We start from the raw sequence: 14,703 nt of genomic DNA on the forward strand, positions 1-14,703 counted from the left end.
CTAACGCATACAGTTTCACTATTGTTCAAAGAACAAAGTGAAGCTAGCAAATCTCCACGTACTAAAGCACTAAGAGTTGACCATTTCTACTCTAACCACTATTCTTTTTCATCAAAGCCCATCAAAAATGCGATCCTCATTTGCTTCGCAAATTGTTCCGAACGAACTGGACAGCCTCCAATGAGCCATTTTGTCGTCATCGAAACAAAAGCTGTCGCATAAAAGTCTTCTAAAAATAATTGTTCCTGATGCGCTCTCTCTTTTTCAGTACCAGCTTTAACGATCAGAACTTGTCTGATCAGTGATTTCAAATGCTGTGTATAGTATTCCTGAAACGAATTTTGGCCATCAAACTGCAAGATTTTTCTATAAAACAATTGATTTTCTTCAAAATAGACAAACAGATTTTCTACGATGGTCTGCCAGCCTTCATAAGCCAAATTATCTTCGATTTTTTCAATTGCTTCTTGTTGAAAAATCCAGTCTGCCAATTCATATTTATCTTGAAAATGATCATAAAATGTTTGCCGTCTCATCTTACTTTCCTGCATGATTTTTGCAATCGTGACTTTTTCAAATCCGATTTCTCCAACCAGCTTTTTAAAGACCTTAGCAATTTTCTTCTTTGTAATCAATGATCCTGTCATCTATCTGCACCTTTAATCACTTTAGTGTTTTCATTGTACCAGTAATTTGCGATTTATAACATCTATGTACTAAAAAAGCTGAGGATCACTCCCCAGCTCAAGATTCTTATAAATTTTGTTTTTCTAATGTTCTTAATGAAATATACCCAAAGACCACAATTGAAATGACCATTAAAAGTAATTGAAGGATATAACTTCCAGTCACACTAAAATTAAAAGCAAAGCCGATCGAGCTCAATAGCCCTGTAACAAAAGTGTTAATTATGTTGAATCCGATGAATAATAGGAACGATAGGTTCTTTCCTTTCATGATGATACAAGCAGTCGCAATGATCATCAGCATATTCAAATAGCTCAACAAGCCAGAAAAAATCAATTTCCCTAAGTTTAGATCGGTATAATAAAACATTGAATTGATTCCTTCAACAAAGCTATCCCAGCCATCCAGCTGAACGATTTTTACTAAAAATAGAATCATCGGAATCAATGCGATCAGTATCATCAATGCAATCGTACAAACAAAAATCGCACCAATTTTTGCAAAGAATAATTTTCTTCTATTTACGCCAGAAGCGACCATCATCGCCATGACATTATTCTTATAATCCATTGAAATCATATGGAATGGATAAACATAAGCAAAAATGACATTTCCCAGAATAACAATAAAGCCGACAATTCCCATCGTTGCAAGCAAAGTTGCCGCAGCACCAGATTCATAGTAATAATCTGTGAAGACCGACGTAGCACTCAATGCAAATAAGGTCAAAATAATGTTCAACACCCCGATCACTCCAGCTGTGATCAAAAAGCTTTTATCTCGTAAAAATTTAAATAACTCCATTTTAAAAATCAGTTTCCCAGTCATGTTCACCCCTCCTAATTCAATTTCTCATCTAAAATTTTCACTTTAGATAATTCAGAAATTTCAATCGTTTCCTCTGCTAAACGTTGCTTGATCTCAGCCCAACGTTCATCAGAAATGTCCAGTTTCACGCCGCCTTCTTCGTCTACTTGATAATAATAATTCGCTTCATCCAAGAACTCTTTCAGACGATCATTATTTGTTGTGTCGACACGGCGAATTTGTTTTTCTTTTTCAGCATTGATATCGATCGTTTCAGCGATACGACCGCGATCGATCACGTAAACAATATCACATAATGCTTCCAAATCATTCTGAACATGACTGGAAATAACTAGGGTCAACCCTTGTTCTGTCAACTGTTTCAAATATTTCTTAAACCATTTTACTGTATCGATATCTAATCCGCGGAAAGGCTCATCTAAAATCAAGACTTCCGGTGTATGCATCAACGCAATCAATAAAATCAGTTTTTTCTGCATGCCATACGAATAACTTTTTACCTTTTGATCTAATACAGCAAATAAATCCAGCTCTCTAGCTAAATCCTTTGCTTTTTCCTGATCAAAGCTTCCGCGCAAGCCAGAAAAATACTCAATATTGAACCAACCTGTACGATTCGTATAAACAGACATTCCGTCTAATACGATCCCAACATTCAGTAATACTTCATTGTGCTGTTTAACAGACGTTTCATCGATCAAAATATCGCCTTGATAATTCGAGATGATATTTGTCATACATTTAAACAATGTCGTTTTACCTGCACCGTTATGACCAACTAAGCCATAAGAAGTACCCTTTTCAAAGTCTAATGAACGGATATTCAATACTTCTACACGACCATAGCGCATAACTAGATCTCTTACTTTAATTTCCATAGTAAACTCCTTTTATTTTTTGTTTTCCCTTTTTTTCAATTTTGATCCCCTAATAATAGAAAAAAATGAACAATATTAGTGTATCATGTTTTTTATTCTAGAGGGAGATTATTTAAAAAGGAGACCATTTTCATCATGATCCCTTTACTTTTTCTTACGTTTTCTCAAAATATCGACTGCCAAAAATAAAATCGCAAACAGCGCGATCCCATAGCCGATCATGCCCAAAATAGAAACGAAATTACTCGTAACACTTTGGTTGAACTCAACCAACATGGATGACCCTATGATCAGTGCCGCTAAAATCAACCCAATAACTAAGCGATTGATCATTCCTTCAATTCTATCCAATAATTCATTTTGTTTCTTGAGTTCCAAATTGATTTTTGTTTTTCCTTTAGCAAAATCATCTAGTACATCTAATGTTCTCGACGGGATTTTCGGAGCAGCTTTAGCTGAATAAAGCAGATCTAATCCTGCGCGCTTCAATTCAAATGACCAATCGATTTTTTCAGTAAAATATTTTTTAGCAAACGGCGTTGCGATTTCCACTAATGAAATTTCAGGATCCAGCTCGCGAATCATTCCTTCAAAAGTTGCCACTGCTTTGACTAGCATGGTTACTTCCTGTGGGACCTGTAAATTATTTTGATGACAGATCGCTATGATTTGAAAAAACAACGTTTGTAAATTGATATCGCCAATACTAACACCATAATTATCCTCTAAAAGTGGTGTTAATTGTTCGAAAAATACTTCTTCATCCATCGGTCCGACTTGTTTACATAATCGCAAAATTGCCTGACCGATTACCTTAGCGTTATTTCCATATAAGCTATCCATCACTGCCGTCAATTTATGGATCATCTCTTTATCCAGTCTGCCCATCATGCCAAAATCCAAGAAAACTAGACGATACGGAGGTAACTCTTGGTCTTTTGTATACTCAAACATAAACTGATTAGAACCAAGCTTTTTTTCAAGATACTGATTCTTCACTTGTGCAAACTCTTTCTTTCCTTCTTCTGAGAATGGGAGCATCTGAACAAAAATATTACCTGGATGAGGATCTGCATGGAAAAAACCATCCTCAAAAACTTGCTTCACAAAATTTTTGACCAGCGTATCACCAAAATACTTTTTCATTTTTTGATGCTCTTGCTGCTGCTCATCAGTCTCATTTACTTCATCCTTCACAAAACGTTTGATACTCTTTCCTTCCATAAATTCCATCACCAAAACTTTTGATGTAGAGTATTCCTCATAAATCAACGGTGAACGAACAATCTGCCAACCGTTGTTCTTTTCATAAAATTCTTTCCCATTTGCTGCTTCTTTTAATGAATCCAACTCATTTTCAAGAGATGTTTTGATTTCTAGAAAGATTTCTTTTGGATCGACTACACTAGCTTCTGGGATGTATTTGATCAACGGCAGTGCCTTTTCAAATAAAGATAAATCCAATGTAATCGCTTCTTTGATTCCTGGGTGCTGTACTTTCACTGCTACGATTCGACCATCAGGCAACATGGCCTTATGAGTTTGTCCCATAGATGCTGAGGCAAACGGCTGCTCTTCAAATTTAGTAAAAATATCGGTCAGAGGTAATCCTGTCTCGGCTTCAATAACTTCTTTTACCAAAGAAAAATCATCTGTTTTAACATTATCTTGTAATTTTTTCAGCTCATCAATATATGCGGGTGTAAGAATATCCGTCCGTACAGATAGCATTTGTCCGACTTTAATAAATGTTGGTCCTAAAGCTTCCAATGCTTCTCTAACTTTTTCAGGCTTCTCTTGTTTTGATAAATTTCCCAGTACATTATAAGCTAGAAAAACCTGCATGATTTCTTTAAAACGCGCACTTTTACTTTTATCCTTTTGTGTGTGAGCAGCTTTCGATACTGTTGAAGATTCTGTCATCGTCCTCTCCCCCTTTTCTTAATAGTAATCGTTATAAGAAATTAGAGCAACTCGAAACATAGACCAAGAGGGAGAGGGAGGTTGGGATAAAAGTCGAGCAAGTTCGAGCAATTATCTATTATGTTTAAAAATGCGGGACAAAACCTAAAGATCAGTTTTGTCCCGCACTCTATTTTTTTCATTTTATATACTCTCTTGTCTTGCAATATACGTCTCTAAATATTCACTTAAAAGCTTATAGCCTTCCATTTTTTGTTCAACTTCTTTGGGACAATAGATCCATTTACCCATGACTTTTCGTTTTCTAGATAGAACTTCGACCTCTTCTAAAAAATCAGCCAAGTCATCAACCAGTTGTTGGCAGCTCAATTCATTGCCGAGTAAAATATCCTTCTTCTCTTTTTCATAGACTGTTCCCCATAAATATGGCAACACTTCGATTTGACGAATATTTGCGTAAAAATCATCTTTCGCCATCATCCCCTTATGCCCTACACTTCGGCCTTTTTGGAAATAGGTATGAATATCCCATTCTAGTTTTTTCAACCGACGTAGAGAAGGTCCTTGCTGATCCTGATAATTCTCTTTACTTTGTTCGTAGCCTTCTGCGACTGTCCAAGATCTGCTAGATTCTGAGATCGGATGCTTTTCAGACACACGATCCAGCATTTCCTCAATTGCCAGTGTGACTGTTGGGCGTTCTTCGATCATATCAGTTGTCGGTCTTGGTCTACTTGCTTGTAAGAAAGACTCTTTTGTTGGAAAGCCTCTATTAGCAGTTGAACTATTTGACGCTTTCGGTGGAGCTGGTGGACCAACGAACGTATTATTGATGCTTGTGTCGATCGGCTTTGACGGTACTTCTACTTTTACTGGCGCCTTTTCAATCACAGGTGGAGCTTGGCGGATTTTTTGCTCTAATTCTGCGATTTTCTGATGCGCCTTGATCAATTGAACGTCTACTTTTCCAACCGTTTGAGTCAATCGTTTGATTTCAGTGGCATTTGATTTTAATTGTTCCTGATCCTTTTGATGCTGTTCCGCCATTTTTTTAGCATGATCACTTTTCGTTAGTTTAGCATGAGGAATCTTTCTTTTCTCTTTACTTACATTGACTAGCTCAGATTCGACTGCTTGAAGTTTCGCAGTCAACTGCTCGATCACTTGATTCAATTTGATTGTTTCAGAAGCAGTTTCTTGTATTTGACCATGATCTTTTTCGATCCTTGCCAAAGCTTCAGAATCTGGCTTGGCATTCAAAACATTTGACTCCATCGTACTCAACTTATCATCTATTTTTTGGAGCTGATGGGCAATAGCTGTCACTTCGTTACTAGTTGATGCAACTTTTTCTGCTAACTGATTTCGTTCATGATCCACTTTTTTTGCTGTAGAAAAACTTAATTTTGGATGTTTCTTTTGTTTTTCCAATGACTGATCGATTTTCGATACTTTTTGATCCGAGTCATTTAACCTTTGTCCTAATAAATCGATTCGTTTGAGCGCCTCTTCTAAGCGTTCTTCGACCGTTGGACCGGACTCACCTTCAGATGAACCAAACATGATTTTAAATTTCGGCGGTGTTTTAGGTTTAGGCAAAGATTCTAGCTTTTGATTCACCTCTGTTTTGAATACTGAAAATTCATCTACTAACTTAGTCAGTGTCTGCTCCAAGCTCTTTATTTGTTGCGCGTTGGCAGCTTCCTGAGCTTCTTTGGCAGCTACTTTACTTTGGATGACCTTTACGACAGGAGGTGTTTTCTTATTTTTGACTTCCTGCACTTCTTTGTATATATCATTTAGATTATCGCTAAATTGATTCATCATTTCTGTCAAAAGTAGTACTTCACTGTTGGTTTCCTGCAGTCCTTTGACCATTTCTAACGGTACCGCTTCAGAAAATGCTGTTGTATGCTCTAGGCTTAGTTCAGGTACTTCTAAACCGCTGATCCATGTCCGCAGATCACTTATTTGCAGCTTGCTCAGTGGATGTGCTAGAGCTAAAAGCAACGTGATATAGACAGCTTTTTGTGTTACTCGAACATATAGATTTTTAACTACACTATCTTCAAATTCATGATTGAATTGTTCTGGTAAATCCGTCAAAAGTGCTTCAAATTGCTCTGGCTGATCATAATCCTCCGATAGCTCAAACTTTCTTAATAAATAAACAGAGTACTGGCTTAAAACATCATCTGAATAAAGCTCTTCCCCAAGTCTACTTTCTTCTATTTCTTTTCGGAAAAAAACTTTTTTATTTCCCGTTGTTTTATTTGTCTGGATTCCTTTTTCCATATGTACTAACGGCTCCTTTTTTTGCTAATTCCTTACTTCATAATGAACATTCCTTTTTATAACCAGTGAAGGTTCGGAACAGAATTTTGAATTTGCAACGATCAATCATCTACTTGTTTTCTTTTAATATCCTAAACTGACATGCTGATAATTGCTGAAAACGTTGTAGTCGTTATTGATATTTTCGTCTTACTCCTACCATTTTTCTAATTCTATGTTTAATACGTCCTTTTTTACACAATCATTTCTAATTTTACCTTAAAATACACCTGTTTTGTTTTCATAAAATGTTTAATACGTCTAAAAAAATGAGAATATACTTTTTTTATAACAAAAATAGAGAGCGGAACAAAACTAAAAATCCGTTTTGTTTCGCTCTCTTAATCCGAATAAACGACGAGACAAAAGTATATCTTTTGGAAATAAGTACTTTTATCTCAAACTCCTATCAATTCTACAATTTATTCATTCTTTGTATTTATTTTCAATGCGGCGATCAGGAATGATCCACATAATCAAGCTACTAATATTTAAAACCAAGACAAAGTATGGATGAATCAACCAGCCAAGAGCCAATCCTAAGAGATTTAAAAAAATCGTGATGTACGATTTATTATAACGCTGGAACAGCTCTCTTAAAGTAGATTCTTTACCGTTTGCTCGTATCAATTCTTTCGTCAATATCAAATAGGCACAATTGGCGATCAACGTCACAATGCCGTAGGTCAATTGTGGGACTAAGCTGTCAATGAAATCACCGACCCAGGCTGTTGCAAAAGGCACCAATGTTAATGTAAAAATGAAAAAGTTATTTGCCCACAGCACTCTGCCATTGATTTTATGAACTAGTTGAAACATATGATGATGATTATTCCAATAAATCGCCAGCATCACAAAACTGACAACATAGATAAAAAGCTTCTTCTCGATCCCAACCAATCCAGCTAAAGTATCTGTTGTTGGCTGGTGTAACTCTAATACTAAGATCGTCATGACGATAGCGATCACTGCGTCTGTAAATGCTTCAAGCCTCGATTTTGACATGTATTCCACTCCTTGTATCGTACATCCTTTTAGACAAATGCTATGCGTTCACCCGCCTTGCGCCTGAGATAAAATCAGACCCAAGATGGATTCCTTCTCTTGAGATTCTTGCTATACTTTATTCATAGAGAACGAGAGAAAAAAATGGAGGTTTTACTAATGAGACAACAATCAATGATAATGAATATTTTAATGGTCATCGGATTATTTTTCGTAGGGAGTTTTATTTTAAGTATTGTACTAGGAATTGTCGGAAGCTTATTGTGGTTTGCAATCAAGATCATGATTCCCGTAGCAATCGCTGTGTGGCTAGTCCGCATGATCTCAGGTCCTTCAAATAACCGCCGTAGATACTATTAATCCTATTTTTTTAAAAATCGAAGAGCGGGACAAAATTAAAAAATTAGTTTTATCTCCTCTTCTTCCCCATAAATCGACAGGAACAGAAGCATCTTTCTCCTAAGGAGGTGCTTTTGCTCCTGCTTTTTATTTTACATACATTTTTTCCCGATACATCTGCAACTGTACTTGTTTGATCTGTTCAATTGCCTGAACAGCATAATCAACCCCACTATGATAGTCTTTATGGACTTGTTTTGAGACAGTCAATAAATTCGTTTCGTGGTCGCTTCCGCCATCTGCTACAAACACTAGATGATGAATTTCCATCTGTTGATTGCTAGCAGGTATCCTAACACCCAACCGATTCGTTACAGCGAGATCTTCTCCAGTCACCCGACAATAAAAGCGATCTCGGCTTGCAATTCTATAAGGGAGTGTTGAAATTCCCCGCTTGAAGAAGGTCGCTTTTCCATAATTCCGGCTACATCGATCTGAGCAAAAAGAGGTACGCCGCCCTTCTAATGCTTGAGCGCACCACTTACATCTTGTTTTATCTTCTCTGAAATCAATTGTTTCAAATCCAAGTGTTTCACCAAATGCTTTTTCGTATTCATACAGACTTAACCAACGTCTTGTATAGGTGTTACTTTTTTCTTCCAAACGCAGTTGACTACCTTTAGCCTTATAAATGTACTTGTCCGGAATCTCCTCTACCAGCTGCTTGATTTCTTCTTTTCTTTTAACGGAAAATCCAGCATAATCATTCTTCGGCAATTCTCCCACACCAAATTGCCCGATCGTCTGACATTTAAAGCAAATATAAAATTGACCAGCTTCATCCTTTTCTTCTGAAAAAAGCAATTCTACTTTTCTAGAACATTTGGGACAATACGCCTGCGGAAGTTTAAATCGCTGATACACCATGCTATTCTCAATTCCTTTTTGTTTTTCCCCATTATAACCTATTTTCTATAAAAAGAGAGTCTGGATCAAAACTAGAAAATAATTTTGTCCCAGACTTTACTTCTTAATAAACATTGGTAAAAAAATCAGGTTCTTCGCGAATTTTGCAACAGATGTCACTTTAATTACTCGAACCTAAACGACTTTTGTCTCAGCTTCTACTATCTAAATGCATAGACAATATGAGTGATTCCATAAAGCATAAAATAAAAACCGACTAAAAAGCTCAATGTAAGTGCAGAGGTCAACGGATCCATCAATAGCATAAATCCTAAAATGATCCCTAATACATTAATGATCAGCGTAAACCAGAAATAACCCGTGCTCACAGATTTTGCCAAATCTAATGCAAACAAACCAAAAACTGAATCAGCAATAAACCAAATCGCAAAAACAAATGGTAACACTGCTATCCCAATATTCAAATTGAAGAATAAGTAAATACCGATTATAATATCGATCACACCTAAAATGATTGGTCCGTACGCTTTATATCCAGTCAATTCTTTTAGTCTGTTACGAACAAAAATCTCGAAAATCCCTTTGATGATCGCAAAAAATGCAAAAACCATTACAATTGCAATCAAATTTCCTGCTGGATCTTGAAAAGATATCAACGCAGTCAAAACAAAGAGGATACCCAAAACCAATGATCCCCAATCAATGCCATTTCTTCTTGTTTCATTCATTACGTTCCACTTCCTCATTTGTTATTTTATTTTACAATTTTATGGTACTCCTAAGAAATATATTCGTCAAAAGATAACCCCTGTAATATTTTTCAAAAAAAAAACGGGTCAAGAATTTTTTTTGAATATTTGTTAAGATCACTTTTATTATAAAGAATTTTGTATTTAAATCTTACTCCAGTTACTACTAAAACGAGCCTATCCATACCATGATAAGAACACTATTCTCTTTACTTCAAGCGATAATCAAAAATAAAAACTCACTATATTGCTTTACAACATAGTGAGTTTTTTGGTATATTGTATTACAAGATACCTGTAAAAAGGAGGAAATCATTTGGACACTAGTCAAATGCTCAAAGGATTACTAGAAGGTTGCATACTGAAGATCATTCAAAAGAAAACCGTTTATGGCTATGAAATGCTTACTTTATTGTCCGATTATGGTCTAACGATGGTCAGTGAAGGCAGCATCTATCCTATTTTACTCAAACTGCAAAAGCAGCAACTTATCAATGGGGAAATGCGTCCATCATCTGAAGGGCCCAAAAGAAAATACTATTTCTTAACCCAAGCTGGTGAGGACTATTTACTAGAATTTGAAGAGCACTGGAAGCAATTATCTTCGGCCGTGAATAACATTATAGAACAAGAAAATGAGGGATAAACAATGACGACAAAAGAACTGATCAAGGAAAACAATCGATTGAGAAAACAACTAACAGACGAAAATAAAAAGTACTACGAAGACTTGCTCCTTTATATTCGCATCAATGGACACAAACAAGAGCAGGCAACGGAAGAAACACTTTTGGAAATTCTTCAGGATATTCTTGACGCACAAAAAAATGGGCGTTCTGCACAAGCTTTCTTCGGGAAAAATCCTAAAGAAATCAGTGATGAAATACTCACTGCCTTGCCGAATGAAACAAAGATCAGTACTGCTAGATCCATCAGTTTCGTGTTGATCTTACTACTGCAATATAACTTATTTTCAATCTTATTAGAGCCTGTCGTCACATTGAGCTTCTTTAAAACAGCATTGCCGCTCTTGTTGATTGTTTGTGTGATCATATTATTACTGGTATCACTCAAGCGCGGGAGATTTTCTAAAAAATCCGGCTGGACATTTGCTTTATTTGCTTTCATCTGCTGGCTAGCGACTTTGTTGATTCCTATTGTTGATACCGCTATGGGCGGGATCGGCAAAACACTAGTGCTTTCTCATCAAACATTTGCGTTGATTTTACTAGTCCTTTCAGGCATCATCCTTTTAAGCACTTTTTTGAAAAAAGAAGGATGGATAGATGCACTGCCTACATTGATTCTGGCTGTCTTAGAAGGTATGGTTTTGATTGGTTTAGTTGATCCTGCTACTTTATCTGAGGGTAGTAGACTGCTTTTCTCTACAATGATTTTACTTATCGTTGTTGGCCTTCCGGCCCTTCAGATTTATAAAGATGAGTAAAAAAAGAGCCTGTAACAAAACGTTTTTTTAGTTTTGTTATAGGCTCTGATTTCGAATAGACGGCGAGAAAAAAGCAGCTACTTCGTCACGCTTCGATCACATCAGCTAAAGCACTAAGAGTTGAAGGCTTCGAAAATAGACATTTTTTTCTCAGTTTCCTTTTTACTGATAAATGATCTTATCCATTATCTTTTTTCTTTTTCCCGATCGATTTAAATGCTCGCTTCATAACATCAAAGAAACCAAGCGATTGTACCATGTGATCCGGTGACACATAAGCCTGCATTTCACGTAGTGCTTTTTTCGGTTGCTTTGACGAAAAGGTAAAGGTGCCGTTTTGTTTTGTCTGAATCGCATACCGAGGAATCCATTTTCCTTTGAACATCACCGAAGCAATCACATAGTCGACTTCTTCCCAGGGAATTTGAATATATTTACGAGTATCACGAGCATTGTAAAATTCAAATCCCTTGTCTCCGATCATAATTTTTCCATAATCTGTCAATCCAGTAAAAGCAGTCGCATCTGTTATAAAATCAACTTTTGTATTCAGTGATTGAACCATCTTACCTACCTCGTTTCCTCTGTATCTTTTGTTACTCCATTATATGTTTTTTTTAAAGATTAAGCTATGTAAATGGTGCCCAGGGTAAAACGATGCATTCGTTTTATCCTAAGCACCAACGAAAATGTTTTTTTAGATTATAACAAGCCAATATAGTGGCCAGCTACGCCGACTACGAACAAACCAAGAATGATGATGATTGGAGAAACTTTTTTCTTCAATAACCACATACATAAGAATGTAAGTAACAATGCAGCCAAACCAGGAATCAATTGATCCAAGTTGTCTTGAAGTGTTGTAACCTTATTAGCTGACAGAGCCATTCCACTATTTACTTGTTCAAATGCGCTCTTGATTCCTTCACCACCAGCAGGAAGTTTATCCCACTCGATATAGGCACCTTTATCTAACTTAACTGTAGAAACGATCGGCAGGAATTTGATCGATACCCACCGCTGTACTAAGGCTGCCAGAACGAACATCCCTAGGATCGAAGCACCTTTTGTCACGTCTTGTAATAATCCGCCTGAAAGGTCTTCTGTGATTTTTGAACCAGCTTTGTAGCCGAATTCTTGTGTATACCACATGAATGCCCAACGAATCAAGTTCCATGCAACGAAGAAAATGATCGGACCTAAGATACTACCACCCATTGCAAGTGATGCACCTAGAGCACCTAACATCGGACGAACAGTAAACCAGAAGACTGGATCACCAACACCGGCCAATGGTCCCATCATCCCAACTTTAACCCCTTGGATCGCTACATCATCAACAGGAGCGCCATTGGCACGTTCTTCTTCAAGAGCCAACGTTACACCAAGGATCGGTGAAGCAATATATGGGTGAGTGTTAAAGAATTCTAAGTGACGTTTCAACGCCGCTGAACGATCTTCTTTTGTTTTATATAATTTCTTGATCGCTGGGATCATTGAGAATGCCCAACCACCATTTTGCATACGCTCATAGTTCCAAGAACCCTGAATGAATGTAGAGCGCCATGCAACGGCTAAACGATCTTTTTTAGTTAATTCAATTTTTTCTGCCATTTCTCTTCTCCTCCTTCAGGATTAATAATCATTTAGAATATCGCCAAGCGGGTCACCAGTATTGCTTCCGCCGCCGCCATTTGAAGAACCGCCCATTTTAGAAAGGTTCAAGTAGATCAAGGCTAAAGCGACACCTAAAGCTCCTAATGCGATTAACGTTAATTGAGAAATCGCAGCTACGACAAAACCGATAACGAAGAATGGCCAAACTTCTTTTGTTGCCATCATGTTGATTACTAATGCATAACCTACGGCAACGACCATTCCACCACCGATAGCCATACCATCAGTCAACCATGCTGGCATTGATTCCAATGCACCTTGTACAGATTCTGCTGGAATGAATAAAAGTGCGCCTGCTGGAATCGCAATACGAACCCCTTGCATACATACTGCTAAAATATGCAATGCTTCGATTTGTCTAATGTTGCCTTTTTCTGCTGCTGAATCCATCATGTGAACGATCGGTACAGCTAATGTACGAACAATCATTGTTAAGAAAAGACCTGCTACTGCAAGTGGTACAGCGATAGCGATCGATGATGATACAGCATCTTTTACAGAAATACTTTGTGCGCCTAGTGCTTTAACTAAAATAATTGCTGATGCTACCGATGCTAATGCTGCATCCGGCGCTACGGCTGCTCCGATATTTGCCCATCCAAGCGCGATCATTTGTAATGTTCCGCCTAAGATGATCCCTGCTTCCAAATGACCAGTAACTAAACCGATCAACGTACATGCCACTAACGGTTGATGGAATTGAAATTCATCTAGAATCCCTTCCATACCAGCTAGAAAGGCAACAAAAATTACTAAAATAATTGATATAATAGACATGATAAGCCTCCTATTTTTCATTTAAGATTTGTGTTATTTTGCGTGTGCCTCAGCTAATTCGTGTTTTGCTTTTTTAAGGATTTCATCCATGTTTGCTTGAGAATCATTTGGCACTTTACGAACATCAAACTTGATGCCTTTTGCTTCTAATTTTTCAAACGCTTCAACATCTTCTTGTCCCATTGACAATACTTTGCTTACTACGACTTTCCCAACTGAGTGCGCCATTGAGCCAACGTTGACTTCTTTGATATCTACGCCGCCGTCTACGACTTTGACCACATCTTCTGGATTTTCAAATAGTAATAATGCTTTTGTATTGCCGAAACGTGGATCTTTTGAAATCTCGATCATTTTACTAATTGGGATAACGTTTGCTTTTACCCCTGGAGGAGCTGCTTGTTCGATCAATTTTTTACGAAGATCGTCTTTCGATACTGCATCTGAAACAACGATGATTCGATTTGGCAACACTGATTTCGTCCAGGCAGTCGCAACTTGTCCATGTAGTAAACGAGAATCCACACGTGCTAAAACAAATTTGATTTTGCCATCGCCGACTACTGTTCCTTCAGGCAATGCGCCTTTCGGCTGTGCATCCTCAACTGCTGCTTTAGGTGCTTCAGCTGGCTCTAATTCTTCCGGTTTGATTCTCACGCCTTCTTTAGCTGTTTCAAGAATGTGTGCTGCAATTTCATGCGCAGAGTTCATTGAGAAACGAGAAGCATATGCCTCGATCAACATTGGTAAATTCAAGCCGCTAACGATCGCCCATTTGTCTTTATGCTCTTCAAAAAGACTGTTTGCCTGGTTAAACGGTGTTCCTCCCCATAGATCGACTAAAAATAATACTTCGTCTTCCTCATCAAACGTTGCAATTGCTTGAGTTAGCTTTGCTTTTAAATCATCTGGGCCTTCGCTAGGCATCAACACAACTGCTTGTACTTTTTCCTGTTCGCCAAAAATCATGGAACCGGATTGTAAAATGCCTTGAGCAAATTCGCCATGGCTAGCAAGAATAATTCCTACCATAATTTGATACCTCCTGTATTTTTTTCAATGACATCATCACTAAACTTCCTTTTAATAAACAACCATTAGAAAAGATATAAACTAAAAAATGCATGAAGTG

Annotated in this window: 15 protein-coding genes; 3 read left to right on the forward strand and 12 right to left on the reverse strand. The window is 37.3% G+C overall.

The features are described 5' to 3' along the window. Nucleotides 1-98: 98 nt before the first annotated feature. The 6 genes from dhaS to H3T55_RS15530 all read right to left on the reverse strand — a co-directional run bounded on the left by dhaS (nucleotide 99) and on the right by H3T55_RS15530 (nucleotide 7,655). Complete coding sequence (gene dhaS, locus H3T55_RS15505) at nucleotides 99-647, reverse strand: dihydroxyacetone kinase transcriptional activator DhaS (protein WP_225535062.1); 549 nt, start codon at nucleotides 645-647, stop codon at nucleotides 99-101. A 106-nt stretch (nucleotides 648-753) separates the two neighbouring features. After that, nucleotides 754-1,515, reverse strand: a complete 762-nt coding sequence (locus H3T55_RS15510; protein WP_087641665.1) for a hypothetical protein — start codon at nucleotides 1,513-1,515, stop codon at nucleotides 754-756. An 11-nt stretch (nucleotides 1,516-1,526) separates the two neighbouring features. Then, nucleotides 1,527-2,393 (reverse strand): ATP-binding cassette domain-containing protein, encoded by an 867-nt coding sequence (locus H3T55_RS15515; protein ID WP_225535063.1) that lies wholly within the window; start codon nucleotides 2,391-2,393, stop codon nucleotides 1,527-1,529. Between the two features lie 144 nt (nucleotides 2,394-2,537). Next, nucleotides 2,538-4,316, reverse strand: a complete 1,779-nt coding sequence (locus H3T55_RS15520) for an ABC1 kinase family protein (RefSeq protein WP_225535064.1) — start codon at nucleotides 4,314-4,316, stop codon at nucleotides 2,538-2,540. A 183-nt stretch (nucleotides 4,317-4,499) separates the two neighbouring features. Further along, entirely contained in the window at nucleotides 4,500-6,611 is a 2,112-nt protein-coding gene (locus H3T55_RS15525; RefSeq protein ID WP_225535065.1) for a hypothetical protein, read from the reverse strand. A gap of 465 nt (nucleotides 6,612-7,076) precedes the next feature. Further along, nucleotides 7,077-7,655, reverse strand: coding sequence for a TMEM175 family protein (locus tag H3T55_RS15530; protein WP_087641661.1), 579 nt, complete (start codon nucleotides 7,653-7,655; stop codon nucleotides 7,077-7,079). Nucleotides 7,656-7,814: 159 nt separating this feature from the next. Between H3T55_RS15530 and H3T55_RS15535 the strand changes: the two genes are divergently transcribed. Continuing rightward, complete coding sequence (locus H3T55_RS15535; protein ID WP_087641660.1) at nucleotides 7,815-8,015, forward strand: hypothetical protein; 201 nt, start codon at nucleotides 7,815-7,817, stop codon at nucleotides 8,013-8,015. Between the two features lie 126 nt (nucleotides 8,016-8,141). Here the strand turns inward: H3T55_RS15535 and H3T55_RS15540 are convergent, their stop codons facing one another. Both H3T55_RS15540 and H3T55_RS15545 read right to left on the reverse strand, forming a co-directional pair. Further along, nucleotides 8,142-8,921, reverse strand: a complete 780-nt coding sequence (locus H3T55_RS15540) for an HNH endonuclease (RefSeq protein ID WP_225535066.1) — start codon at nucleotides 8,919-8,921, stop codon at nucleotides 8,142-8,144. A 200-nt stretch (nucleotides 8,922-9,121) separates the two neighbouring features. Further along, the gene (locus tag H3T55_RS15545) at nucleotides 9,122-9,649 is read right to left on the reverse strand and encodes an HdeD family acid-resistance protein (RefSeq protein WP_087641658.1); all 528 of its coding nucleotides are present in this window, start codon (nucleotides 9,647-9,649) and stop codon (nucleotides 9,122-9,124) included. A gap of 337 nt (nucleotides 9,650-9,986) precedes the next feature. Here H3T55_RS15545 and H3T55_RS15550 point away from each other — a divergent pair, with 337 nt between their 5' ends. Both H3T55_RS15550 and H3T55_RS15555 read left to right on the forward strand, forming a co-directional pair. After that, entirely contained in the window at nucleotides 9,987-10,316 is a 330-nt protein-coding gene (locus tag H3T55_RS15550) for a PadR family transcriptional regulator (RefSeq protein ID WP_225535067.1), read from the forward strand. Between the two features lie 3 nt (nucleotides 10,317-10,319). After that, complete coding sequence (locus H3T55_RS15555) at nucleotides 10,320-11,117, forward strand: hypothetical protein (protein ID WP_225535068.1); 798 nt, start codon at nucleotides 10,320-10,322, stop codon at nucleotides 11,115-11,117. A 178-nt stretch (nucleotides 11,118-11,295) separates the two neighbouring features. On the opposite strand, the gene H3T55_RS15560 is transcribed toward H3T55_RS15555, so the two are convergent. The 4 genes from H3T55_RS15560 to H3T55_RS15575 all read right to left on the reverse strand — a co-directional run bounded on the left by H3T55_RS15560 (nucleotide 11,296) and on the right by H3T55_RS15575 (nucleotide 14,603). Then, nucleotides 11,296-11,682 (reverse strand): DUF956 family protein, encoded by a 387-nt coding sequence (locus H3T55_RS15560; RefSeq protein WP_087641655.1) that lies wholly within the window; start codon nucleotides 11,680-11,682, stop codon nucleotides 11,296-11,298. Nucleotides 11,683-11,819: 137 nt separating this feature from the next. Further along, complete coding sequence (locus H3T55_RS15565; protein ID WP_087641654.1) at nucleotides 11,820-12,731, reverse strand: PTS system mannose/fructose/sorbose family transporter subunit IID; 912 nt, start codon at nucleotides 12,729-12,731, stop codon at nucleotides 11,820-11,822. Nucleotides 12,732-12,752: 21 nt separating this feature from the next. After that, nucleotides 12,753-13,571 (reverse strand): PTS mannose/fructose/sorbose transporter subunit IIC, encoded by an 819-nt coding sequence (locus H3T55_RS15570; RefSeq protein ID WP_225535069.1) that lies wholly within the window; start codon nucleotides 13,569-13,571, stop codon nucleotides 12,753-12,755. A 33-nt stretch (nucleotides 13,572-13,604) separates the two neighbouring features. Continuing rightward, on the reverse strand, nucleotides 13,605-14,603 hold the full coding sequence (locus H3T55_RS15575) for a mannose/fructose/sorbose PTS transporter subunit IIA (RefSeq protein WP_087641652.1): 999 nt from the start codon (nucleotides 14,601-14,603) through the stop codon (nucleotides 13,605-13,607). Nucleotides 14,604-14,703: the final 100 nt, after the last annotated feature.

Origin of the sequence: Enterococcus sp. S22(2020) (genome assembly GCF_020295385.1) — a bacterium.
Classification (GTDB): Bacteria; Bacillota; Bacilli; order Lactobacillales; family Enterococcaceae; genus Enterococcus_L; species Enterococcus_L dunnyi.

What these genes read in the sequence shown, in the direction of transcription:
- dhaS (WP_225535062.1), bottom strand. Translation starts at nt 647, where the DNA reads ATGACAGGATCATTGATTACAAAGAAGAAAATTGCTAAGGTCTTTAAA.
- H3T55_RS15510 (WP_087641665.1), bottom strand. Translation starts at nt 1,515, where the DNA reads ATGACTGGGAAACTGATTTTTAAAATGGAGTTATTTAAATTTTTACGA.
- H3T55_RS15515 (WP_225535063.1), bottom strand. Translation starts at nt 2,393, where the DNA reads ATGGAAATTAAAGTAAGAGATCTAGTTATGCGCTATGGTCGTGTAGAA.
- H3T55_RS15520 (WP_225535064.1), bottom strand. Translation starts at nt 4,316, where the DNA reads ATGACAGAATCTTCAACAGTATCGAAAGCTGCTCACACACAAAAGGAT.
- H3T55_RS15525 (WP_225535065.1), bottom strand. Translation starts at nt 6,611, where the DNA reads ATGGAAAAAGGAATCCAGACAAATAAAACAACGGGAAATAAAAAAGTT.
- H3T55_RS15530 (WP_087641661.1), bottom strand. Translation starts at nt 7,655, where the DNA reads ATGTCAAAATCGAGGCTTGAAGCATTTACAGACGCAGTGATCGCTATC.
- H3T55_RS15535 (WP_087641660.1), top strand. Translation starts at nt 7,815, where the DNA reads ATGAGACAACAATCAATGATAATGAATATTTTAATGGTCATCGGATTA.
- H3T55_RS15540 (WP_225535066.1), bottom strand. Translation starts at nt 8,921, where the DNA reads ATGGTGTATCAGCGATTTAAACTTCCGCAGGCGTATTGTCCCAAATGT.
- H3T55_RS15545 (WP_087641658.1), bottom strand. Translation starts at nt 9,649, where the DNA reads ATGAATGAAACAAGAAGAAATGGCATTGATTGGGGATCATTGGTTTTG.
- H3T55_RS15555 (WP_225535068.1), top strand. Translation starts at nt 10,320, where the DNA reads ATGACGACAAAAGAACTGATCAAGGAAAACAATCGATTGAGAAAACAA.
- H3T55_RS15560 (WP_087641655.1), bottom strand. Translation starts at nt 11,682, where the DNA reads ATGGTTCAATCACTGAATACAAAAGTTGATTTTATAACAGATGCGACT.
- H3T55_RS15565 (WP_087641654.1), bottom strand. Translation starts at nt 12,731, where the DNA reads ATGGCAGAAAAAATTGAATTAACTAAAAAAGATCGTTTAGCCGTTGCA.
- H3T55_RS15570 (WP_225535069.1), bottom strand. Translation starts at nt 13,571, where the DNA reads ATGTCTATTATATCAATTATTTTAGTAATTTTTGTTGCCTTTCTAGCT.
- H3T55_RS15575 (WP_087641652.1), bottom strand. Translation starts at nt 14,603, where the DNA reads ATGGTAGGAATTATTCTTGCTAGCCATGGCGAATTTGCTCAAGGCATT.